This is a genomic window from Microcoleus sp. N3A4 (assembly GCF_036701805.1).
Lineage (GTDB): Bacteria > Cyanobacteriota > Cyanobacteriia > Cyanobacteriales > Microcoleaceae > Microcoleus.
Genome location: NZ_JAUBRJ010000056.1, coordinates 1 through 22,235, shown reverse-complemented (window position 1 = coordinate 22,235; position 22,235 = coordinate 1). Strand labels below are relative to the sequence as shown.

Here is a 22,235-nt window from a genome sequence, read left to right as displayed (position 1 = left end):
GAACAGGCATCTTGCCTGTTTAGTTTGTGGAACAGGCATCTTGCCTGTTTAGTTTGTGGAACAGGCATCTTGCCTGTTTTAGCATCAAGTCTCGATCGCCAAGAAAAGGTAAACTGTAAACAGCAAACATAACATTCAAACAATTATGATTTTTCCTGGTTCGGCAGTTCGAGTTAAAGATAAGGGTGAGATTTACTACGCCTTTCAAGGACAAGTCCAGCGAGTTAGCGACGGGAAAGTAGCGGTACTGTTTGAAGGTGGCAATTGGGACAAGCTGATCACGTTCCGGCTGTCGCAGTTGGAACTTGTCGATGCTACGGCTGGTCGCGTGAAATAGTCAGTTGGTTGTTGACAGTTGACAGTTGACAGTTGTCAGTTGTCAGTAGTTATTAGTTATTGTTTATTAGTACCCACTTACAAATAATAATAATAAATAACAACCAACCAACTGCCAACAACCAACTGCCAACAACCAACTGCCAACAACCAACTGCCAACTGACTAATATGCGTTTACCTTTACCCCAATTTGCTACAAAAGAACGCCATCCCGATCGCATTGCTGAGGTGATCGAGACGGCAACTTCGGAGTTTTTGGCTCAATGTTTGGAACCGGAAGACTTGAGTTTTCCCGTGATGCCGCCTTTTGGCAGTTGGGTGAAGGCCGAGGATGAAGAGTCGAAAAATCAAATCTACGGCGTGGTTTATTACGCTACGACTAGCCCGATCGACTCGGTGCACAGAGCTCGCGCTTTGGGTTTGTCGCTGGAAGAGTTGCGGGAAGAACAACCGCAGATTTTTGCGATGCTAAAAACCGAGTTTCGAGTGGCGATTGTGGGGTTTGAGACTGCGCCGGAAAGGTTGAACGGTCACGGCCCATCTAGGGGTAAATTTTATCAGTATTTGCCGCCGCGCCCGCCGCAAATTCACCAGGCGGTTTATCGCTGCGAACCGGATGAGGTGATTGATTTTACCGTACAATTGGATTTTTTGAGGACGCTGCTGGGAGTGACTAATGCGCCGGTGGATGCGCTGACGGCGGCAGCGATTCGGGAGATTTATCAGTTGCGGATGCGCGATCGAACTTGGTTGGTGGAAGCGGGGAGGAGTTTGAGTGTTTTGCTGAAGGATGATTACGATCGGTTGAGAGTGATTTTGAGTCAGATTCATCCGTAGGGGGAAGCTGAATAGTATGTTTGAGGCCGATCGTCAAATATTGAGGCGATCGCACCAGCCAGACTCTGGTATTTGATGAGCCTTACAATTAAATGGAGGAGGAAGAAACGATCGCATTTAATTCAAAATGCGATCGCCCGTTTGTCTGGCACAGCCGTAAAAGATGATATAATGGGAGCGAGTAACATGATTTATCAAAATCTATGTCGGCCAAGGATATCTTTCATGCCTCTGTATGTTCAGCTTTGGAAAAGGAAGGGTGGACTATTACCCACGATCCTTTGTACCTCAAAGTAGACGAAGATAAGCTTTATGTGGACTTAGGGGCTGAAAATAATTTGTTAGGAGCCGAAAAGTACGGACAGAAGATAGCAGTAGAAATTAAGTGTTTTTTAGGTCTGTCATTGATAAATCAGTTTCACGAGGCTATAGGTCAAGCCTGGAATTATAAAGTGGTTTTGGAAGAGTCAGAACCGGATAGACTTCTTTATTTGGCAATTCCCGAAGATATTTATGAAGAATTTTTTACTCGGCGTTTAGCTCGAATGTCAGTGACGCGGATGCAATTAAACTTGATTGTGTTTAATCCTGCGAGAGAGGCGATCGTTATATGGAAATAGAAAAGTATAGAGAGCTAATTCAATCAATCATTGAAAAACACTCTAGCTGCGGTTCGGACGATGGGGAGATAGAAACTGAAATTGCTTGTGACATCAAACGCGATCGCTATTTGATGTTTCATGTGGGATGGCGTGGAGAAAGACGAGTTTATGGTTGCGTTATTCACATCGATATTAAAGAGGACAAGATTTGGATTCAGCGAGATGGAACTGAAGTAGGAATTGCTAATGAGTTAATTGAAGTCGGAGTACCCAAGTCGGATATTGTTTTAGGGTACAGGTCTCCCTATATGCGTAAGTTTACGCTGGTTGGCGGCGGGCTAGGCGATCGCCCCAGCCAAACTCCGGTATTTGACGAACAATACAATTAAATTGAGAGGGAAAAAACGATCGCACTTAATGTACAAAGTTTACCGCACTTTGTGACAATCAGCAACGTTTACAGAATCGTGACTCTCTGACACAATCGGGAGCATGGGAAGAGCAGGTAAAGCCCTCAAAAAAATATTAGAGGCATACGATATCAGTCAATATCAATTGGCGGCAAAGATGGAAATCGATCGCTCAAACGTTAGCCGTATTTATGAAGTACACCCGCCTATAGTGAGCTTCCCCGTAGGGACACGGCACTGCCGTGTCCCTACACTTCACAAACCTGGAATACGCTGTATGTTGTCAGCTATTTGTTGAGTCTATCTCAAGCATAACTGGCACGGGAGACGATCGCCCGATCGCCCATATGATTACTCTTCAAGTTTTTCCTCCAAATCATCTAAATACAAACGAATAAAATCCCCTGCTGCATCGGGATTAATTTGCTGTAATCCCTTGCGAATCTCTAGAACCGCTTCAGATGCCGGATCTCTATTCTCGTTAACCCAACGGTTAATGCTCGATCGTCCAATGCCCATAATCGCTGCCAATTGATTTTGGCTGATGCCATAGGTTTCTAAAACCTGCTTCAGCGCCTTTCCTGCCTTACTCATGGCTTCTATGTTCTCAGAAGCTCGCAGCTAAGTAAAGATTGTTGACATTATTACTCTTCGAGTTTTTCCTCCAAATCATCTAAATACAAACGAATGAAATCTGCTGATGCCTGCGGATTAATTTGCGATAGTGCTTTCCGAATGTCCAACACTGCCTCTGCTACAGGATCTCTACTTTCATTGACCCACCGGTGAATGTTGGAACGTCCTACCCCCATTGTCACAGCCAAGCGATTTTGGCTGATGCCGTAAGTTTCCAGCACTTGCTTGAGTGCTTTGCCTGCTTTTCCCATGCCTCAGATTGTCTCAGAGGCCGATCGTTTCGTAAATGTTGCCTATAGGTAACATTCAGGATAGAATGATTTTGTTGCCTATAGGTAACATAAACCGCAAAAACACAAAACGCTGATGCCGAAAAACTTCCTTGCCAATCCCCCAGCAACCGATACTGCTACAGCGACAGTACCTGTAGCCCATCCTCCGCAACCCGATCGAGAACCCGTCAAAATCCTGCTGATAGGTTCTCCCAAAGCGGTGAGGAGCATCATTAACATCCTTTACTGTTTGGGTTTTGCCTCTGTCAGCGAGTGGAGCCCGCTGCAACGAGCCCAAAAGCCGGGTGAAGTTATGAGCATTCTCATGCGTTACCTGCGACTGTAGGGGTGATATAACATTCTTGGCAGGCGTGAATTACCGCCAACAGCTTGTACAGTCTATTCAGACTTTAAGAGGTGTTGGCGTTAGAACTAGAGCGCGATCGCTCGTTGTTCAATAGACATCTCCCATAATTATTGTGGAACAGGCATCTTGCCTGTTCAAAGCTTGCAATTCTGGCGATGTCTAATATGCGTTTCGGGCGATCGCGCATTAATTTGCAATAATTTACTTAAAGCGAGAGAAATCATATGTGGGTAGAGATAACAGGGCTGAATCAAGTTCCCGAATGGGATATTTTGAAGGTGAAAGTTGAGGGGATTTCACTGATTTTAAATCGTCAAGGCATGAATGTCACTTGTTACCGCAATGCTTGCAGTCATTTGGAATATCCAATCGACATGGGTAAGGTAAGCAGGGGTATCATTACCTGTCCGTTCCATAAGTATCAGTACAAATTAGATAGCGGTAAATGTTTGAATGCACCAGCCGATGCCCTGGAATCTTATCCGGTAAAGATTGAGGGCGATCGCGTTTTTGTGGAGATAGATGAGTGATGATTCACGGATCAAATCCCCACTAGGGATGGAAAAACTAGAGATTGAAACAAAAAAGACTATGAAAAAATTAGGTTTGCGTTTTTCTGTGATGATGATGGTTAGCTTGGGAACAGTGACGATCGCGAGAAGTCAGCAAACACCACCACCGAGCAATAGCTATACTCAAACCGTGAAGCGGGAAGTCTTAGCGAGTGGTTATCCCAGTGAGGCAGAAGGTCGAATTTTAGAATTAGTACGTTATACCATTCCTGCTGGGGCAAAACTGCCACCTCATATTCATCCAGGGATGCAAATTGAAAAAGTTGAATTGGGGACGCTCACCTATAATGTTGTCAAGGGAACCGCGAAAATTAAACGCGCCAATGGTAAAGAAGAAACCCTAGACGCGGGCCAAACTACTCGTCTGACGGTGGGAGATTCTTTAGTTGAGCCAGGGGGCATGGTGCATTACGGTCAAAATGAAACAGAGGATCTGGTGATTCTGATTTCCGCTTCTCTGTTGGATTCTCAGAAACCGAAAGCAATTTTGATCGAGCCTTAATCGACTTTACTGGTGCTTGGTGGTGGCGGCTTAAAGTTTTGAATGGGCATCGGGGGTTCATCTGGTTTCCGAGTAATTAACCACAATCAGATTCGATCGAGGGTGCGGACTGAAATGCAAACGATCGAACCGTTTTTGTTATGGTAATCGACCGGATATGATATCAGATATTCTCACGGCGGGTGCAGGTTTTCTTGCAGAAGTCGGTTTACTCGTTAACAGGCAGAGCCTGGTAATGCAGATTCGGAGGCTCTGCTTGGTTAATCGTTGACTCCTTCCCAAGCAAATCGCCTGGGAAGGAGTTAATTATAGCGGTTCTCAAGTAAATGAGGTACGTAGTTGGGCTTTAGCCCTCTTCTTTAGTCGTTATATAAGTTGTCAGTCATACCTCCTCGACCTGAGAAGAGCTATAAATTTCAACCATCGGACTTTTCAACCTATCAATTTCGCGCGCCGCTGATGGAGGAAAATCACCAAAAGCCCGATCGCACCTACCGCCAAAAGCAGCCATTCTTCCGGTTCAGGAACCCCCGAAACATTCAGAGGATTGTTCGGCTTAGTTAACTCCTCCTTACCCGATTCTACCTCTCTGTCAAATCGATCGCTCTTAGCTTCCGCTGCTTTTAGCTGCTCCCTTTGCGCGTCATTAACTAACACAATCATCGAAGAATAAGGCGTCACCACTTTAAAGGTTTTAGCCAGCGAGTGCATCGCATCCAACTGACTCAATTGATTTGAACTTTTCTGCTTGCTAAGTGCAGTTATCAATTGCCGCGCCGCTATCGGTTTAAAGCTTTCATTTCCGGCATCTTTTGGCTCTGCAACTGCCGCCGATTTGGCGGTTTTTTTCGACTGCGGGGTTTTGGCATAACTCCAAGCATAGCCATCAACAACACTAACTGTAGATTTGCCCGAAGCTGCTGTCGTTGCCACTCGCTGCATCGCCTCTTTCATGTCCGTAGCAACTCCGCCCCCGCTATCTTGAATTGCCTTTAAAGTTGAGTCGTCGTAGCCCGGGGGCAAACCTCCCAAATGCACTGTCCACAGCGGTGCAGAGATGGAAACTTTAGGTTTGCGATCGTCCGACAATTCGTAACTGTGGCGATCGCTGACCAAAAATACAGTATCGTAAATTTTATCGCCCCGCAACTGTGCAAACTGTTGCAGCATATCTTTGAGCTGGATCGTACCGTAAAACGTCACCTTTGCCGCATCGAAATTGCGTACATCTTGCACCAACTTAGGCGGCATTCCCGCAGCGCTGGCGACATACAAATCAACAGCATTTTTGCCTGCTGTATTAGCTTTCAACCACTCAAAAGTATCTTTTACTTCCTTACTTTCCGCCGCCATGCTGCGGGAAGTATCCAGAATAACTGCAAATTTCTTGCCTTGCGGTAGCGAGTAATTTGCATCAGCCAGCGGCTTAGCATAAATGATATTTCCTCCCGGTAGAACCGCCTGCTGCGCTGTTAGAGGTTGCTGTGCGGCTGCGGGCAAAAAGGGTGGCAGCCAAGTTTCTCTTGCTTCTTTCCCGCTGTATTTCACTTCTTTTCCGGCGATCGTGCGGCGCGTATTTTGGTTCCAAAAAATGTTGCGTTTCTCAGCCAAAACAGGCATAGCCCAACCCTGTGGCTGGCGCATGACTTTGTAAGTAAGCCACAGGTGCATTTCCGTGGGCCCTTCAGTTTGAGTGAATTCTCGTTTTACCGGAATTGGAAAAGCCCGCAAGCGGTATTGTTTGGGGCCAATTTGTTCTAGCAAAGCCGGATCGACTCTTTCTGCTACCTGTTCGTTGTAGACTTGCTGGGCGGCACCGCGAGGCGATACAGTAAATGCAAAACGCTTTTTCAAATCCCCAGTATCTCCCAGCCAAATTCCTGTGACTGCTGCGCTTTCCGGCAACGAAAAGTAGTAGAATACTTCTTGCAAGTTTGTTGTTTGATTATTGTAAACTTCGTAGAGTTGAACGTCTGCCCAATCGCCGTTTTCTTTGACTGTCACTTCTTGCGATCGCAACCAGACTTTTTCCTGATTGACATTCAGCAAACCGGCTTTTGCTTCTTCGCGGTTTGATGTTGACTGTACCGCGTGTTTTACTGCTTCTGTGTCGCCTTTTTGCAGTTCCGTATCGAAGAATTCGCCGTAGAGTTTTTCTGCTTTTTTAACATCTGCACTAGAACCTTGATACAAAAACGGCGACATTAAAAAATTATAGCTGTTCTGCACAGTTTGAGCCGCTTGGTCAGGCAAATTCAAAGTATTTGTGTAAATCTCATAAATGTGGTTGTTTTCTCCCACAGTGCTGAGGTAGCGGTAAGGGGACAAATAAGCGTTAACTAAGCCCGATCGAATCATATCAGACTTGGCTAATAAAGTTTGGCGGCTGCTATCATTTGCGGGCGGAGTCGCCAGCATTTTCAGTGCTGCAACTTGCGGCTGTTGCTGCAAAGCGGAGAAAATAGCCAGCCAAGCTGCTATGACTCCCAAACTTCCGATTAGCGCTTTATTTTTCCCGTATTGTGCAGCAAAACTCTGCCATATTTTCCGCCCGGAATGAATGTAGAGAAAGCCGTACAGCGAAGGCATGACAACGAATAAGCTACAGGTTAAACCAAACAATATAAAGGATAGCGGTATCCAAATTAAAGCCGATGCCCACGCCCCGTATTTAAAAATCTCCAGAAATGGTGATACCCATGTAAATTTGAAAAATTCAATGACTAAAGTGAAAAATCCCGCAACTGTAAATAATCCTACTGGTAGAGCGTAAAACATCAGCAATGTTGCCGCCCAAATACCAACTACTAGCATTAAACTGTGGCAACCTAATTGCAACCATGCACTTTGCTTTTCTCCAATTAAGCTTATAAAACGATGCTGTTTGTTATGGGAAGTTTGGGAATCTGAAATGTTTTGAACATTTTCTATTTTCCCTAGATATCCGTACAGCATTTCCACTAAAAATGCTGCAATGCACAAAGCAAGAGTAGCGATGATTTGAGAACTAGCAGGATTCAGCTCTCGCAGCAGAAATAACCTGAGTAAACAGAGCAAAAATAAGGGGGTTTCTACTCCGTAAAACAATCGCATTAGCTGCAATGGTTGCTTCCTAAAAGTCCTGAATCCGATTGCGGTAGATATTGTCGGTATTGCTATCAGTGCTGTTAGGGTTAAGAAAAATTCAAGGGGAATAATTCCGTCTATTGTGGCTTGAATTAAGGGAATTCCTACATAGGGCAAAATTCCGAGATAAACGATTGATAAAAATGTCAGGTTCCACAGCCAAAATATTGACTGAAAAATTATATTAAAGACCAGTTTTAATCTTTTCATTTTTGCCTCTTGTTAAGCTATAATTTACGGCATTGTGTACAGTATTAGCGAAGTTTTGTATTTCAGAACTTGCGGGGTTTACAGAACTGTCAAATAGAATGGAAACTAGCACCCAAGTATGATTTTTATGGGTGATGTCGCTGCCGATGCGCGACAAGAAGTTATCGGTAGTTTGTTTCGCAGATTGCAGCCAGTATGCAGCGGATAGTTGGTTGTCTTTGAGAGAAAGCCAGCGCGCCGTTACGGCAGGAGTTAGCTGTTTTTTTTCTATTCGATTGACGGGAATCCCGCTGGCTATAAAACATAGCTCCGGTGCGTGATAAGTCTGCCAAGAGGTGCTGGCTACTGTGAGCATGGAACCGCGCAAGTTGCCTGAGACAAATCGATTTTTTTCTGTTTGCGTGCCTGGGTAATTGCCAAAGAATTTTTGTTCGCTGGCATTCAGCGGGATTGATTCGGATACAATTTGTTCGGGAAATTTCAGGGGGGCGATCGCTAATTTTTCGCTTTCTAGATGATACAATTGAGAAATTGCCCCCAAAACAACCACCGCAGCAATTAGTCCGGGTTTTGCCAGAGGCTGATTTTTGAGTATTTCTAAATCCCGTTGCGAGTTAAAATCAATTCCTTTTGTTTCTTGAAATTTCGGAACTTTTTGCAGCATCAACCAACTTAAGAAGCAAGCGCAGATTAAACCCACAATTCCCAGGGGTACGTGCAGAATTTCTGCATAAGTTGGCTGTTGGAAAACTTGGGCAACCAGCACTAGCACGGCAACCCGCAAAGCGTTAGCAGACACTAACATTAAGAAATTAGCAGCGCATACTGCCAGCCATTTTAAACTCAATTGGCGGCCTTCTAACCAGGTAGCAGTTAGCAAAAATAGCGTGCCCACTAAGAGTGTTTTAATGCCGCTGCAAGGCACGTCAACGTGAGCGATGCCGTTTTCCAAAACGATGATATCGTAAGAAGAAATAGCCCCAACGTGCAGCATTGAGAGCAATTGTTCTACTACCTGAGCAGTCAGCACTCGCGCCGGCAAGCCTAATCCGTTATTCAACTGAGTGTTGAATGGTAAAATACAAGCCAGCAAGCCCGCAACTGGCAAGTTTTTTCGCCAAAAATTCGGCTCCACCAATAAGCCGCACAGCCCGTAAGTTCCGAGGATAAATAGCAGGACAGTAATTTGTTTGATATCAATTATGCACTGAAGGGCGATCGAGCAAATACCTGCACCCAACATCAACAGCAGTGGATATCGCCTCAAAACGAAATTGGGCGAAAATCCAGGCGGGCGATCCTCTTCGAGGGCTGCGCTAACGGAGCTCCCAGTCGATCGCACTACTAATGCTACAATCAGAAAAGCAATTACTATCTTGTACAGTGTGGGTATCTCAACAAGCGAGGATAACAGCCACTTAACTGCCGAGATATTGGCCCAAAACCAAGCAATCGCTAACAAAAAAGGAGCCAGCCAAACCAAATTAAACCCTGAATTGGGACTGACAGCATCTGGAAGGTCAGAATTGGGAATATTGGTGCGCTGCATGATACCGCTTGACATTCACGTTGGTGACATCTTAGCTCAGCAAAATTGGTAATGCCTAGACCGATTATTTAAGTTTTGTCAAGCTTCGATTTTCTCTACAGAAAAGCTAGCGTTATAATAATTAATTTTATCGGAGGTAAAAATGAGCGAAAAAAGCCCAGGATACAAAATTGTTAGCGATAACCGACAAGCGCGCCATCTCTATGAAATTATAGAGACATATCAGGTTGGCATCGAGTTGAAGGGAACCGAAGTCAAATCAATTCGGGAAGGAAAAGCCAATTTGCGGGACGGATATGGCTTAGTTCGGAATGGCGAACTGTGGCTGATCAACGTTCACATTTCGCCTTGGAGAAGTGCTAGCAACTATTTTAATCACGAACCCCGCCGCACCCGTAAATTGCTGATGCACAAGCAGGAAATTCGCAAATTAATCGGCAAAGTCGAAGAAAAAGGTTTGACTTTAGTGCCGTTAAAAATGTATTTGAAAGGCGGCTGGGTAAAACTGGATATCGGTTTGGGTAAAGGGAAAAAACTGTACGACAAACGCGAAGATTTGAAAAAACGCGAAGACAAGCGGGATATGGAAAGAGCAATGAAGCAATTTTAGTCATCAGTCATCAGTCATCAGTCATCAGTCATCAGTCATCAGTCATTAGTCATCTCCGACAAATAAACTAAAACCTTTGCTACTCGAAGGTTAAAAGTTAATTTATTGAGATGTTTATTAGTCAGGAGTCATTAGTGATTGGTGATTGCTCATTAATGATTGGCTATTTTAAATTGAGTTCGGTTCATTACTCATCATAATTTTTTTCAAAATCCTCAAAGGAGGATTTTGAGGACTTCCATCATCACTACAAACTTAATTAGAGTTATTTCACCGGAGTCCATCTTACAGCAGATTCTATGTTGATGAACTAAACCCCAGCTCGTTCGATCCCCGTAGAGAAACGGCCCAGGGTAAGCCCCTACACTTGATAAACGTGGAATACGCTGTATCTCCTCATAGAGTCGCATACTGTCGATCGCCCGCTCGTAGACTAAGTATTATTACTTATTCGATCGACAACAGTCCTGCCTTCTTCAGGCTTTCGGCTTCCGGCTTCCTTCTTTCTGAAAAGATCCGGATCGCTTGTGGAGTCTCATGAATGATTAACCTATGCTCGAATACATCTAGGTAGTGGCAGCATTACCCAAGCATTCGGCTGTGGACTTGCAAACTCTTATAAGAAATGAACTCAAGCCTGAGTCATTTCATAAGATTATGATGCCATTAGGGTCGCAATTAAATCTGGCAAACAAAATATCGCGCAACTTTCTATTTCAAATATGCTAAAAACGACACCATTAGCTAACCTTTTCAAGGTCATGAAAGAGCCAGCAAAAAAGCATCACCCCTCGTCGAAGTGGGGGGCCTTACTCCTGATGCTAACAGTAGGCTTTGGCGGCTGGCAACTTGGGTTGCCGGAACTGGCATCATTTTTTAATAATATGGCGTTTGAAAACTACAAAGCCAATCGATTGGGTGATACTCAACAAGCATATGAGTTAGCACTCTCGGTAGATCCAAAAAGCCGAACAGCTCTTTACAATTTGGGGTGGCTTTGCGAAGAGGTGCAAGATTTACAATGCGCCCGAGGAAAATATCTGCAAGCTGCCAAACTCGGTTTGCCTGCTGCTTACAGCAATCTCGCTCGATTATATATAGTTGAGCAAAAAAACTTTGCTGCTGCCGTTCACTTGCTGTGGCAAGGTTTGAAATTAGCTGAGGACGATCAAGTCAAATATTCTTTACTCAAAAATTTAGGATGGGCTCGCCTGGAACAGGGTCGATATTCAGAGGCATTGCAACATCTGGATGCAGCGATTAAACTTGATAGTGAAAGACCAGCAACTTACTGCTTAAAAGCGCAAGTCCTAGAAAAGATGAAAAAGACGAAGGAAGCGCTACCGCAGTGGAAAATTTGTCTAAAGTATGCGGATTCTCAAGAATTCGATGAGGATATATGGATAGGAATGGCACGTCAACGATTAAACGAGGAAAAAACAAATAAATGAAACGCACAGTTTTGTTTTCATCAACCATACTGGCGATTATAACGGTACTGGAGCTAAGTCAAGTCTCAAAAGCACTGCCAACTCCTGCGACTGTTAAAATTACAGTTAATGAATCAGTCGAAACGCCGTTCGACTTCAATCAATCGACGTGGCGGCGGTGCAGAGATAGAGATGGTGGAAAGTATCCGTGCCCAAGATTCGTCATGCCTTCGGATAGCGCAGAATAAGAGTTATTTTCAATAAATTTTGTAGAGTGTACCCTGAGCACTTTACAGCAACAGGTATGTAGTATGTAGTAGTATGCAGGGTGCGCAGCGCGCACCTGATAGGATTTGAGATTTGAGATTAAATAATTGAAGAATTGGAAACAACTTAATGACTATAATGGTTTGCAGCTTGCATCAAGCTGCATTCTTTTTTTGAATTGGTATAACTATTAATAATTGCTGTGTCCGCTGTTGCTGGAATCCGCACCGGGCGGGGAGAAAACCCCGCCAGCAATTCTATCTACTCGCCCTCCGTCAAAACTGAATCTGGCTGCTGCTGCGAGTTGCTGTAAAAACTAGCAATAATCGCCACCATCAACCACCAAAGCATATTAACTTCCGGCCGGTACCAAACTGTATCGACAAAACCGTGAGCCATCATGCCGACTAAAGTTGCGATCGCCCCAATCAACCAAAACCCCTGAGTCGATTTAAGATTTGGGATTTTAGATTTTGGCTCTTGGGATTCTTCCTCTAAACGAGATAGGTTAAATTGTGAATCCCGCAGACTTTTTATTTGCACCAAACCCTGATTGACGGTGACAGTCATCAGCCACAGGAAACACATTAAACCGATAAAACCGGTTTCTACAGCAATTTCCAGCAGCACAGAATAAGCGCTCAAAGCAGTGAATTTCGGCTTCATATAAAGCGGATAAACTTTATTAAAAGCAGTATTCCCAGGGCCTATTCCGAGAATTGGTCGATCGCGAATCATGTCAATGACCGCCGTCCAAACATTAATCCGAAAATTGTTGCTGCTGTCACCTCTGCCGATAAACATACTCGAAACTCGATCGCGCAGCGGCTCCACTAAAGCCACTCCCAAAATTAAGGCCCCAGCCAAACCTCCTAACCCTAACGGCAAGGCCCAAGTTCGCCAGAACCGAGGCATCAAAGGGCTGTACCAGTACCACAGCAGCACTAAAAATACCACAAGCAGAGCCACAAAACCGATCCAAGCACCCCGGCTGTCCGTGTAGCGCAAACACGCGCAATTCACCACCAGCATCGTCAGCGCTAAAAATTTTGTTCCCCATCCTTTCCACACAAAAAGTGCGGCGGCGCTCAATGCAATGGCCGGCAGCAAATAGGAACCCAGCAAGTTTGGATTGCCCAAAAAGCTGTAAACTCGCGTGACATCGGCTTGAGTAGAAGTCGGATCGTTCCAAGTAGCTAATGGTGGCACTTTGTCAATCCACTGCCGCACGCCGTAGAAACTGACAACTAGAGCGACGTTCAAAAATACGGCAATTAACCACGATCGCCAACGGGGCGATCGCAATATCCGAGCCATCAGCGCAAAAAACAGCAAATATAGCGTTAGCTTGCTCCAACCCGTAAAAGCGGCGGCTTTCACCGGCGACATCGCGGTTGCGACGGTGGCAATACCCCAGTACAGCAGAACCAGCAAGTGAATGGGCGTCAAGGCGATCGCGCGATCGTCCGAAACAGTCAGCAGCACCCAAAATGCAGCGCCAGCAGCCATTAACACTCCCACCAAGGCATTGTTCACAAACGGCCCCAAACCAAACGTCAAGGCCAGCAAAACAAAACCCAGGGGTTCTGCCCACTGCATCAGCCAGCTACTCTGCCGCCAACTTCGCAAAGAGCCGATCGCCAAATTTAATAAATAACTTCCACTTTGCCACTGAGAGAGCGGCAAATTTGCCAGAGTTAACTGTTGCCAAACTGAATTCATTTCAATTTTAGATTTGTACTTAGTAATCGGGCATTGGGCATCGGGCATTGGGCATTGGGAAAAAGGTAATTGGGAAAAAGGTAATTGTTATTTCTAACAACTGCCAACTGCCAACTGCCAACTGCCAACTGCCAACTGCCAACTGCCAACTGCCAACTGCCAACTGCCAACTGCCAACAGTCAACTAACTTCATCCTTCCAACAATTCCGTAGCATTGGTGCAGGGAAGCCAGAGCGCGTAGCGATATCCAGATTCCGGGGCACCTTGAATCGAGAGTTGACCGCCTTGAATTTCCACCAATTGGCAGCAAAGCAGCAGCCCCAAGCGTTCCCTGGCCCCGTAACCAGCTAAGACCGGTGCGGTATCTTCGGCATTCTCGGCCACCAAAGACGCCAATTCAGAAAACGCCAGCGTTAATCGCTGCGAACCCTGTGTCGGAAGTTGCGGTTCGACTTCGAGGGAGTCGGTTTCGGAGCTAGATGGCGAAACGCTACCCGATCCGACCTTCAACAAGTAGTCGGTGTAGAGTTTAGCATGGGGCAAACTTTCTCCCAACCAAGGATGAAAAACCCAAACTCCGATGTTGATACCGTCTTCTTTCCGAGAAACGTGGACTCGAATCACGCTGCCTGCCCCTGCTGATTGAATAATGCTAAAAATTAAGTGGTGCAGCATTTGCTGAACCTTATCTTTATCGACCAACCAGATGCGCGGCCCGGGCCCCATCGACAAGTTGATTTCTTGCTCTTGTCTAGAGGCAGCCGGCGACAGGATTGTCACAACCTGCTGGCACAAAGTTTCTATATCAACTGCTGTTCGCCTCAAGGTGAAAGCCGAATCATCTAGTTCTGCGAGTTCCAAAATTTCTTCAACGAGCGATCGCAAAGACCGGCTGCTGTCTTGGATCACGTCGATATATTCTTTTTGTTTGCTGGTTAAGGGGCCGTAAATTTCTTGGTTCAACACGCTTGCCATGCCGATCACCGAAGTGAGCGGGGTGAGCAATTCCTGTGCTAAATAATTCAGCAGTTTTACCTTAATTGAGTTAGTAGACAAATCGATCGGTTTGTTAGTCATCTGTAATTTTTATTGGTTCATTGTCGAGCGAGCGTTGGCCGTTCATTAGACCTATTCCAAAAGTCTATAACAATCAGTTTACACCTCACAAAAGAAAAAGGTAGTGAATAAAAATATATAATCCTTCTTTCCTCGAACCTTTTCCTTCTTCCCTTGAACTTCTTCGCGATCTGACTAATTAAGATTTAATCATTTTTTCTAAAGCTGATTGCAAGTCTTGAGTGAGTTCGGCAACTGCTAACCTGCGACTGGTTTGATATCCCTCCCAGCGATCGCCCACTGATATCGGTTCGCCCACGGTCATTTGTACTTGCTGTTTGCCCAAATTCGGTCGGCCGAAAGGATTTCCCCCTTTGATGCGAGCCAGTACGTCCCACAGCAGTAAAGTTGTTTCTGCCAAACGTTCTGCTGTCAACTTTTCTTCCACGTACCTCCCCGTGACGGACACGAAACTTTCTACAAGTCTCATGTGCCACATCCGAAGACTTGCTTCTTCAGCGAGGCGATCGGCTAATCCTCTTTCTAAGAGAGAAAGTGCTGCAATATTTTTGATATCTTCTCGATAAATATAGTCCCAGCCTGCTTGTTCCAGACGGCGGCAGCGGTCTATTAAACTGCCTTTGGGCTTTAAGTTAAAATATTCTTCGGCTACTTGCAAAGCCACGTCTAACAGTGCTTTCAGTCGAGCGATCATTACTTCATTGCCCGAATCGCTTGCCGTTTTTTCTGGTAGCGATAATGATGTTAAAATAGATGTTTGTGGCGGTAATGTTTTATGATAAAAACGGCTGTAAAACTCTTCCATCACTGCTAGCAAATGACCGCCCAGTCGGATAAGGCGCAGATATTGGAATTTGTGATTAGGGTTTTCGGAATCGGGATTGGCGGTCTCTAAGTTGGCGATCTCGGTGCGATCTAAGGGTGGTAGTCCGCAATCAATTTCTAATTGAGTTAAAAGTTTTTCTAGGGGTTGCCAAGGTGGGTTGACATAGCGGTATTGAATGCCGATCGGCACAATTAAAACTTTTTCAGTGCGTCCAGCTTTTAGCAAATCTTCAACGCACCAGAAGCCCATTTGAGCAATTCCCGGTTCGAGGGGGCTAACTATTTCATTGTGACCGTTGGTGGCGCCTTCTGGGGCGGCGGCGATCGGGAATTGGCTGTTGGCAAATAAATTGCGGGCCGATCGCAATCCGGCGCGATCGATTTTACCGCGAACGATCGGAGTTCCGCCGAGGTTGGAATACAGCCAGCCTACGCCCGCACCAGCCCACAGGGGAATGCCGCGATCGTAAATAAAGTGCGAATGTACGGGGAATTGCAGGGGAATGCCTTTTTGCCGCGCAGCTTGCGGAACCAGTTTCCAAACCAATTGTCCCAAACAGTAGGGATCGTTTGAGTTGGGGTGGCGGAAGGCTAGCAAGAAGCGAACTTTCTGATTTTGAAATTGGTGGAATAGTTCGGCGAGGGTTTCGACGTTTTCGGCTTGAATGTGGCTGATACTCGTCCGAAATCGCAGCCACCAGGGGAGTATTTGCTTACAACCTTGCATCACTAGCGGGTTGTAGGCTGGGGGTATGAATTCCAGCGGCGGCTGAACTTGGCTAATTGAATTGGGCATTTTGCGATTTTAAATTTTAGATTTTAGATTACTAGGCTGCGGTAAAAACTTCCAATTGTTACAATGCTGAAGTTTTTTTTGATTAACCGCAGAGGACACAGAGGAGACAGAGGAAGAGAGGAGATAGCAAAACGTGTCAATTTAACGTCAAAAGTATTACCTGTCTTGGATCGAATATTATGTCCAGTCGATCGACCACAATATTGTGGTCGGGGAGGGTTTACGGGATTTCTGGCTGATATTACAGATCGGGGGTGAACCCGGCCACACAAGAATTACCAAAATAATTTGGTTTAAAGCCCCGTCCTTGTAGGACGGCTTTCTGTGCTATACTTACGCTAACACGACAGGCGTAACTATGTTGGTATTTGAGGCAAAACTTGAGGGAACGCAGCAGCAGTACGAGAGGCTAGACGAAGCCATCCGCACTGCTCGCTTTGTTCGCAATAGTTGTCTCAGATACTGGCTCGACAACTTGGGAATCGGCAAGTACGAGTTAAGTGCCTACTGCGCTGTCCTAGCCAAAGAATTTCCCTGGGCCGCTAAACTCAACTCGCAAGCGCGTCAGGCTTCTGCTGAAAGAGCTTGGTCTGCAATTGCGCGGTTCTACGACAACTGCAAAAAAAGCAAACCAGGGAAAAAAGGCTTTCCGCGCTTTAAGAAACATCAGACCCACGGCTCTGTTGAATATAAAACAACAGGTTATAAATTGTCGTTCGATCGACTTACTATCACTTTCACTGATGGTTTTGAAGCCGGAAGCTTTAAGCTGTGGGGAACTCGCGACCTACACTTCTATCAATTAAAGCAGATTAAGCGAGTCCGCGTAGTTCGTAGGGCTGACGGTTACTATGTGCAGTTTTTGATAGACCAAGAGAGGTTAGAAAAGAGAACACCAACTGGTAAAACACTAGGTTTGGATGTTGGCTTGACGCACTTTTACACCGATTCAGATGGTCAAACAGTTGAGAACCCGCGTCATCTCAGGAAGTCCCATAAAGCACTCAAACGACTGAACCACCGTTTTTCGAGAACAAAAAAAGGCTCTAAAAACAGAGCCAAAGCGAGAAACCGATTAAGCAGAAAACACCTCAAAGTAAGTAGACAGCGTAAAGATTTTGCCGTGAAATTGGCAAGATGCGTAATCCAGTCTAGCGACTTGGTAGCCTACGAGGATTTGCAGGTGCGAAATTTGGTCAAAAATAGAAAGTTAGCCAAGTCTATTTCTGACGCTGCATGGTCTAATTTCCGGCAATGGTTGGAATATTTTGGCAAAGTGTTTGGAGTGGTAACAGTCGCTGTGCCTCCGCACTACACTTCGCAAAATTGTTCTAACTGTGGAGAAGTTGTTAAAAAGTCTTTGAGTCAAAGAACGCACCGCTGTCAGCACTGCGGTGTTGTACTAGACCGTGACTGGAATGCAGCAATCAACATACTGGAGTTAGGACTTCGTACCGTGGGGCACACGGAAACGTTAAACGCCTCTGGAGACATCGACCGCTGCATTGGTGAGGTAACTCCTCAATGTAAGTCGAGTCGTGGAAAGAGGAAGCCTAAACAGTGATGTTTAGAATCCCCGACCGTTTACGGCGGGGAGGATGTCAAGATTATTTTACAGGACTAGATATGAACCCATCATCTTTTTTACCCCCTGTCCTTGACAAGGGGAATGCGAGGGGGTCAATCGATTTTAGATTTTAGATTTTAGATTTTAGATTTTAGTCGGATACAGGTTTTTTATTTCTGGACGGATGAATCCGGGGGCTTGTATCCTGGATGCTTGATTGTCGGAAACTCGACTAAAAACGATATTTATCCTCAGTTTCAGCCTTCAACACAGATTTTTGCAATCCAAAATCTAAAATCTAAAATCTAAAATCCTATTGTGCGGCTTCAAAGATCATTTCCTGGAAGTTAATAACATCCGATCGCGGATCGCAGTGGGTGACTTTGACTTCTAGCCGATCGCCTATTTCGACCGATCGACCAAATCGCATTGCCAATTCTAAACCCAACTCTTCCAATAAAATCAATCCGAGATTGCTGTCTTCCCTCAGCCAGCGCAGCATTAAAGCTTCCCAAACTTCATCGGGGTTGCGCCGCAAATATTCCAATCCCCAATAGCGGTTAGTTTGGCGTTCTACGGTAGAGGCTTCTTTAACTGCGGTGCCGAGACACATCACTATGTCCTGTATTTCTTCAGCCGCAAAAGGTAGGGGTTCGCCCCGCAGGTGGGCTTTGATTTGGAAGTGAGTCAGCAAGTCGGTATAGCGGCGGATCGGGGAAGTAACTTGAGTGTATGATTCCAAACCCAAGCCGGCGTGGCGTCCGGGGGTCAAACCCATTTCGCTGCGCGGCATACAGCGGCGCACGGCGCAAGCGCGGGCGGGGCCTGCGGGCACGGCCAGCAGTTCTTCTTCTGGGGGGAGTTCGGGCTGTGGCTGATAGCGGTAGGGTATGGGCAGGCTGTGAGCTTGACCGTAGCGGGCGGCTAGTTCGCCAGCTAAAATCATCATTTCGGCTACTAGCATCCGGGCTGTGGAGTCGTCGATGACGTGGATTTTGATGTCGTCGCCGTTGACTTTGATGACGGATTCTGGCATGAAAATGCTGATTGCCCCTTGGGCTTCCCGCCATTTTTGCCGCAGTTTTGCCGCAGAGGCGATCGCGCCTATTTCCGGTTCTGCTTCGATTCCCAACTCCAGCATTTCGTCTACGTCATCGTAAGTCAAGCGGTAGGTGGGTTTTATGGTGCTGATGTGGATGCTGTAATCTTGAGCCGCGCCGATTTCGTCTAAGGTGACGCTGAAGCTGAGCGCGCTGCACTCTTTGCCTTGAATTAAACTCATCGGCCCGGTTGCCAAAGCTGGGGGAAACATGGGAATCATTCCCGTGGGCAGGTAAACGGTAGTGGTGCGCTTTCTGGCTTCGAGGTCGAGTTCGTCTCCGGGGGATAGCAGGCGGGTGGGATCGGCGATGTGTATCCACAGGCGCTGCTGGCCGTTTTCGAGAAATTCTAAGCTGAGGCCGTCGTCGATTTCGGTGGTGCTTTCGTCGTCGATCGTGTAAACCTTGAGGTGAGTTAAATCGAGACGATTTGTGTCCGAGTCGGTGGGAGGATTTTCTAGGCAGCGTTGGGCCACTTCTAATACCTTTGCGGAGAATTGTAGGGGAATTTGGCTGCGCCGCAAAAACAGGTTTTCGTGGGTACTCCACAGGCCGAGATCGACTAGGAGCCCAAAGGCTGCTTCGGGGTTTTCGGAGCGTTCTAAGCTGGCTAAAGTTTCTAAAGCCGGAGTGCGGTGCGTTGCTTCTTCTCCGAGGGTGGCAAAGCGTTCTAGGGCGTCGAGGCGAGTTCGATCGCTGTTTTCCCAACCTACATTTTTTCCTGCCAGCCGCTGTTTGACTCGATCCCAAAATCCTTGGGATTCTTGGTGTCGCTGCTGTTCTACTTCTTGCTGGTGTTTGATTTCGGCTACTTGGGCGGCCGATCGCGGTTCGTAGCGATCGCCCTTTTGTTTGAAATACAGTTTGTCTGTTGATAGCAAACAGTAAGCAGCGTAACACTGGGCCGGACTGCGATCGGAAAATAGCAGCATTGCCAGGGATTCGGGATCTGCTGTTTCTCCGTCGCCGACTAGGAGTTCCCAAGCTACTTCCAAACTCGACGGATCTGAGTAGGCTTCTACTTCTTTGAGAAATTTGGGAATGTCGGAGGCTTTGTAAGTTTCTCCGACTACTTCGTAGCTGATTTGTTTGGGCGGTATGCTGTGCGGTTGACCGTTTTCGTCTACCAGCACCCAGTTTTTCTTGCCGTCGGGGCGATCGGCAACTGCCAGACGGCGGTCGCCGTGCACTCTAAATTCTACTAACGTTCCCTTCTCCACTTGCCAGCTTTATATTTGAGATTTTGGATTTTTACAGTTGCCAGTTATCGAGTTTCGAGCTTGCGATTTTAGATTTTGGATGTTGGCAATTTTTCTGGTCAATTGTGAAAGTTAAAATCTAAAAAGTTATTTTTTTTCTTCCTTGTTTTTTAACTTTGTGACTTGTGATTAAGACTTGCGCCGCAGCGACTCTCAACCCGATTTCGCAATTATCTTGCTGCCTTTTTAATGACAGAAAGACGCTATTTTCGCGCAAGTCTTATCCCAGTCCAAAATCTCAAATCCAAAATCCAAAATCCTGTTAACCTTCTTGGTTTACGAAGGGCATCAAAGCTACAATTCTTGCTCTTTTGATGCTTCTGGTCAGGTCTCGCTGCTGTTTTGCCGTCAAACCGGTAATCCGGCGGGGCAAGATTTTACCGCGTTCTGTGACGTATTTTTTGAGCAAATCGACATCTTTGTAGTCGATCGGGTCTCCTGGTTTGATTGGCGAAACGCGCCGGCGAAAGTAAGTCATGGTTTGTTGTTTGTTGTTTGTTGACTGTTGACTGTTGACTGTTGACTGTTAGTTTTTAGCCGTTAGTTGCTAGCCGTCAGTAAAGCATTTGTTAGTTATCTGCTTTTTGTGGGTGAGTCGATTTTAGATTTTAGGTTTTAGATTGACTCCACAAATGAATCTGGGAGCTTGAACCTTCGTCTAAAATTTTGCGCTCTCCACTCAGGATTGTCGGGGGTTTTTACCCGTTTTTGGGCGGGTTCAATATCAATTGCCAACAACTGATGACTGATGACTAATGACTAATGACTAATCACTACTTGATCTCTTTGTGGGCAGTGTGCTTGTTGCAGTGGGGACAGAACTTTTTGAGTTCCAGTCGCGCCGTCGTATTGCGGCGGTTCTTGGTGGTGGTGTACCGAGACACGCCTTTTGAGCGTTTGCTCGCGTTTGTTCGGCACTCAGTACACTCTAGAGTAATTATGATGCGGACGCCTTTAGCCATAATTCTAAATAAATTTCGACTAATTTAAACACAATTTATTATCTTCTCACATTGCTCTGCACTTGGTCAAGCAATCTTCTAACTTTGATGTCGAGGGAGTAGCCGCGGCGGGTTCCGACGACGATCGTCCCGCCGAGTCGATCGTGGAAAGCTTGGGGAAACCTTTCGGCGGAGGTGAGGGCAACGCTACAGTCGATCGCCAGGGGCAGCATCAGCAGCAAGACGGCGGCGTTGGTAGATGTGAGCCCAGCTATACCTGCGAAGGCTAAGGCAGCGCAAAAGCCCAGCAATGCCTCGCGCTTGCAGAGTTCTTGCACTCCGGGAGTCCGTTGGAATCTGGTATCGGCAATTTTCATGTCCAAGGCCCAGCGCCCGAGACTTTGACCTTGGTTTTTCCTGACGATGGCTACGCGCAGGATCAGCCACAGCAGGACAAAAAATATGGTTTGGACGATGGGATTACTGCCCAGAAGCAAACTGGGCAGCCAAACTGCGATTCCGTCGATGCAGAGGGCCGCGGCGCGGCGGCCGACGGATACTTTGGGAAGGAGAGGAACTAGGTCGGAACTCATAGGCAAAAAGGTCGATCGCCACTAGCTACTTTTTCATCTTAAGCTGTGGATTAATCGATCGGCATCAATCACCGTAAATCAACGTCAAAGCCAACCGCTAATTATTCAAGCAGAAAATGGATTTTCGCCGATTCCTAACTGCTTTTTCGAGTTTTCCACCTGTTCCCAGAGTGTTTGGATTTGAGTAAAAGCCTGTTCCACAGAGATTTTACCGTTAGATGTCAAGGAACTGATGTAGCCCACCCGCTGAGAAAACTCTTGTAAATTCGCATTAAATACCAAATTCTCTGGCTTGACTTCACCGTAATAGCGATTTTGAGGATATAAAAAATTTGAATTTGCTACCATTGATTTAACCTCGCATGAAAAAAAATTTCTGAACTTATCTAGCTCATTGTAAACCGCGCTTTCCTTTTAAAGTTGTGCTGTAAGTAGCAAAAAGTATGTGATATTTTGCGAACTTTTTTGTGATTGGAATTACACGCAGAGATGATGGCTATAAAAACATAAGTAATTTCACGTGTAGAACTTACGCAGGCGGGGTCAATCGATTTTAGATTTTAGATTTTAGATTTTAGATTTTAGATTTTAGATTTTAGATTTTAGATTTTAGATTTTAGATTTTA

25 protein-coding genes are annotated in these 22,235 nt (G+C 45.9%); 12 read left to right on the top strand and 13 right to left on the bottom strand.

Annotated features, from left to right (window positions below):
- The first annotated feature begins 145 nt into the window (after positions 1-145).
- The 5 genes from QUA56_RS26205 to QUA56_RS26185 all read left to right on the top strand — a co-directional run bounded on the left by QUA56_RS26205 (position 146) and on the right by QUA56_RS26185 (position 2,485).
- Entirely contained in the window at positions 146-337 is a 192-nt protein-coding gene (locus QUA56_RS26205; protein WP_006631389.1) for an NAD(P)H dehydrogenase subunit NdhS, read from the top strand.
- Between the two features lie 169 nt (positions 338-506).
- Complete coding sequence (locus QUA56_RS26200; RefSeq protein ID WP_333363735.1) at positions 507-1,175, top strand: HAS-barrel domain-containing protein; 669 nt, start codon at positions 507-509, stop codon at positions 1,173-1,175.
- A gap of 203 nt (positions 1,176-1,378) precedes the next feature.
- Entirely contained in the window at positions 1,379-1,795 is a 417-nt protein-coding gene (locus QUA56_RS26195; protein ID WP_333150130.1) for a XisH family protein, read from the top strand.
- A complete protein-coding gene (locus tag QUA56_RS26190; protein ID WP_333363732.1) occupies positions 1,786-2,166 on the top strand; it encodes a XisI protein in 381 nt (126 codons plus the stop codon). Before QUA56_RS26195 ends, QUA56_RS26190 begins: the two co-directional genes overlap by 10 nt.
- Positions 2,167-2,269: 103 nt before the next feature.
- Entirely contained in the window at positions 2,270-2,485 is a 216-nt protein-coding gene (locus QUA56_RS26185) for a helix-turn-helix transcriptional regulator (RefSeq protein WP_333363729.1), read from the top strand.
- A 53-nt stretch (positions 2,486-2,538) separates the two neighbouring features.
- Here the strand turns inward: QUA56_RS26185 and QUA56_RS26180 are convergent, their stop codons facing one another.
- A complete protein-coding gene (locus QUA56_RS26180; RefSeq protein WP_333363727.1) occupies positions 2,539-2,781 on the bottom strand; it encodes a helix-turn-helix transcriptional regulator in 243 nt (80 codons plus the stop codon).
- 50 nt (positions 2,782-2,831) lie between these two features.
- Positions 2,832-3,074 carry a helix-turn-helix transcriptional regulator gene (locus tag QUA56_RS26175; protein WP_333363724.1) on the bottom strand — a complete coding sequence of 81 codons (243 nt, stop codon included), beginning with the start codon at positions 3,072-3,074 and terminating at the stop codon, positions 2,832-2,834.
- A 115-nt stretch (positions 3,075-3,189) separates the two neighbouring features.
- On the opposite strand from QUA56_RS26175, the gene QUA56_RS26170 reads away from it, so the two are divergent.
- The 3 genes from QUA56_RS26170 to QUA56_RS26160 all read left to right on the top strand — a co-directional run bounded on the left by QUA56_RS26170 (position 3,190) and on the right by QUA56_RS26160 (position 4,536).
- Entirely contained in the window at positions 3,190-3,441 is a 252-nt protein-coding gene (locus tag QUA56_RS26170) for a peptide ABC transporter substrate-binding protein (RefSeq protein ID WP_333363721.1), read from the top strand.
- Positions 3,442-3,686: 245 nt separating this feature from the next.
- Complete coding sequence (locus tag QUA56_RS26165) at positions 3,687-3,992, top strand: Rieske (2Fe-2S) protein (RefSeq protein ID WP_333363718.1); 306 nt, start codon at positions 3,687-3,689, stop codon at positions 3,990-3,992.
- Positions 3,993-4,053: 61 nt separating this feature from the next.
- Positions 4,054-4,536 carry a cupin domain-containing protein gene (locus tag QUA56_RS26160; RefSeq protein WP_333363715.1) on the top strand — a complete coding sequence of 161 codons (483 nt, stop codon included), beginning with the start codon at positions 4,054-4,056 and terminating at the stop codon, positions 4,534-4,536.
- A 432-nt stretch (positions 4,537-4,968) separates the two neighbouring features.
- Here QUA56_RS26160 and QUA56_RS26155 read toward each other — a convergent pair whose 3' ends face one another.
- A complete protein-coding gene (locus QUA56_RS26155) occupies positions 4,969-7,872 on the bottom strand; it encodes a TIGR02921 family PEP-CTERM protein (protein ID WP_333363711.1) in 2,904 nt (967 codons plus the stop codon).
- Positions 7,847-9,436 carry an exosortase O gene (xrtO, locus tag QUA56_RS26150; RefSeq protein WP_333363708.1) on the bottom strand — a complete coding sequence of 530 codons (1,590 nt, stop codon included), beginning with the start codon at positions 9,434-9,436 and terminating at the stop codon, positions 7,847-7,849. The genes QUA56_RS26155 and xrtO overlap by 26 nt, the downstream gene beginning before the upstream one ends.
- 127 nt (positions 9,437-9,563) lie before the next feature.
- On the opposite strand from xrtO, the gene smpB reads away from it, so the two are divergent.
- The 3 genes from smpB (at position 9,564) to QUA56_RS26135 (ending at position 11,709) form a co-directional block, all read left to right on the top strand.
- Positions 9,564-10,031: an SsrA-binding protein SmpB gene (smpB, locus tag QUA56_RS26145; RefSeq protein ID WP_006631384.1), complete on the top strand. Its 468-nt coding sequence runs from the start codon at positions 9,564-9,566 to the stop codon at positions 10,029-10,031.
- A 761-nt stretch (positions 10,032-10,792) separates the two neighbouring features.
- Positions 10,793-11,482 carry a tetratricopeptide repeat protein gene (locus tag QUA56_RS26140; protein ID WP_333363705.1) on the top strand — a complete coding sequence of 230 codons (690 nt, stop codon included), beginning with the start codon at positions 10,793-10,795 and terminating at the stop codon, positions 11,480-11,482.
- The gene (locus QUA56_RS26135) at positions 11,479-11,709 is read left to right on the top strand and encodes an Osc7112_2153 family protein (protein ID WP_333363703.1); all 231 of its coding nucleotides are present in this window, start codon (positions 11,479-11,481) and stop codon (positions 11,707-11,709) included. The genes QUA56_RS26140 and QUA56_RS26135 overlap by 4 nt, the downstream gene beginning before the upstream one ends.
- A 280-nt stretch (positions 11,710-11,989) precedes the next feature.
- Here the strand turns inward: QUA56_RS26135 and QUA56_RS26130 are convergent, their stop codons facing one another.
- From QUA56_RS26130 to QUA56_RS26115, 4 genes are all read right to left on the bottom strand, one after another.
- Positions 11,990-13,450, bottom strand: coding sequence for an IctB family putative bicarbonate transporter (locus tag QUA56_RS26130; RefSeq protein WP_333363700.1), 1,461 nt, complete (start codon positions 13,448-13,450; stop codon positions 11,990-11,992).
- A 19-nt stretch (positions 13,451-13,469) separates the two neighbouring features.
- On the bottom strand, positions 13,470-13,634 hold the full coding sequence (locus QUA56_RS26125; protein WP_333363697.1) for a hypothetical protein: 165 nt from the start codon (positions 13,632-13,634) through the stop codon (positions 13,470-13,472).
- 6 nt (positions 13,635-13,640) lie between these two features.
- Entirely contained in the window at positions 13,641-14,528 is an 888-nt protein-coding gene (locus QUA56_RS26120; protein ID WP_333363694.1) for a histidine kinase dimerization/phospho-acceptor domain-containing protein, read from the bottom strand.
- Between the two features lie 178 nt (positions 14,529-14,706).
- Positions 14,707-16,149 (bottom strand): 1-acyl-sn-glycerol-3-phosphate acyltransferase, encoded by a 1,443-nt coding sequence (locus QUA56_RS26115; RefSeq protein ID WP_333363691.1) that lies wholly within the window; start codon positions 16,147-16,149, stop codon positions 14,707-14,709.
- A 358-nt stretch (positions 16,150-16,507) separates the two neighbouring features.
- Here QUA56_RS26115 and QUA56_RS26110 point away from each other — a divergent pair, with 358 nt between their 5' ends.
- Positions 16,508-17,713 carry a transposase gene (locus QUA56_RS26110; RefSeq protein WP_333363689.1) on the top strand — a complete coding sequence of 402 codons (1,206 nt, stop codon included), beginning with the start codon at positions 16,508-16,510 and terminating at the stop codon, positions 17,711-17,713.
- A gap of 316 nt (positions 17,714-18,029) precedes the next feature.
- Here the strand turns inward: QUA56_RS26110 and QUA56_RS26105 are convergent, their stop codons facing one another.
- From QUA56_RS26105 to QUA56_RS26085, 5 genes are all read right to left on the bottom strand, one after another.
- A complete protein-coding gene (locus tag QUA56_RS26105) occupies positions 18,030-20,036 on the bottom strand; it encodes a ribonuclease R family protein (RefSeq protein WP_333363686.1) in 2,007 nt (668 codons plus the stop codon).
- Between the two features lie 301 nt (positions 20,037-20,337).
- Positions 20,338-20,553 (bottom strand): 30S ribosomal protein S18, encoded by a 216-nt coding sequence (gene rpsR, locus QUA56_RS26100; protein WP_006631377.1) that lies wholly within the window; start codon positions 20,551-20,553, stop codon positions 20,338-20,340.
- Positions 20,554-20,848: 295 nt separating this feature from the next.
- Complete coding sequence (rpmG, locus tag QUA56_RS26095; protein WP_015175916.1) at positions 20,849-21,037, bottom strand: 50S ribosomal protein L33; 189 nt, start codon at positions 21,035-21,037, stop codon at positions 20,849-20,851.
- Between the two features lie 38 nt (positions 21,038-21,075).
- Positions 21,076-21,609, bottom strand: coding sequence for an RDD family protein (locus QUA56_RS26090; RefSeq protein WP_333363683.1), 534 nt, complete (start codon positions 21,607-21,609; stop codon positions 21,076-21,078).
- Positions 21,610-21,714: 105 nt separating this feature from the next.
- On the bottom strand, positions 21,715-21,957 hold the full coding sequence (locus QUA56_RS26085) for a DUF7219 family protein (RefSeq protein WP_333363680.1): 243 nt from the start codon (positions 21,955-21,957) through the stop codon (positions 21,715-21,717).
- Positions 21,958-22,235 lie beyond the last annotated feature (278 nt).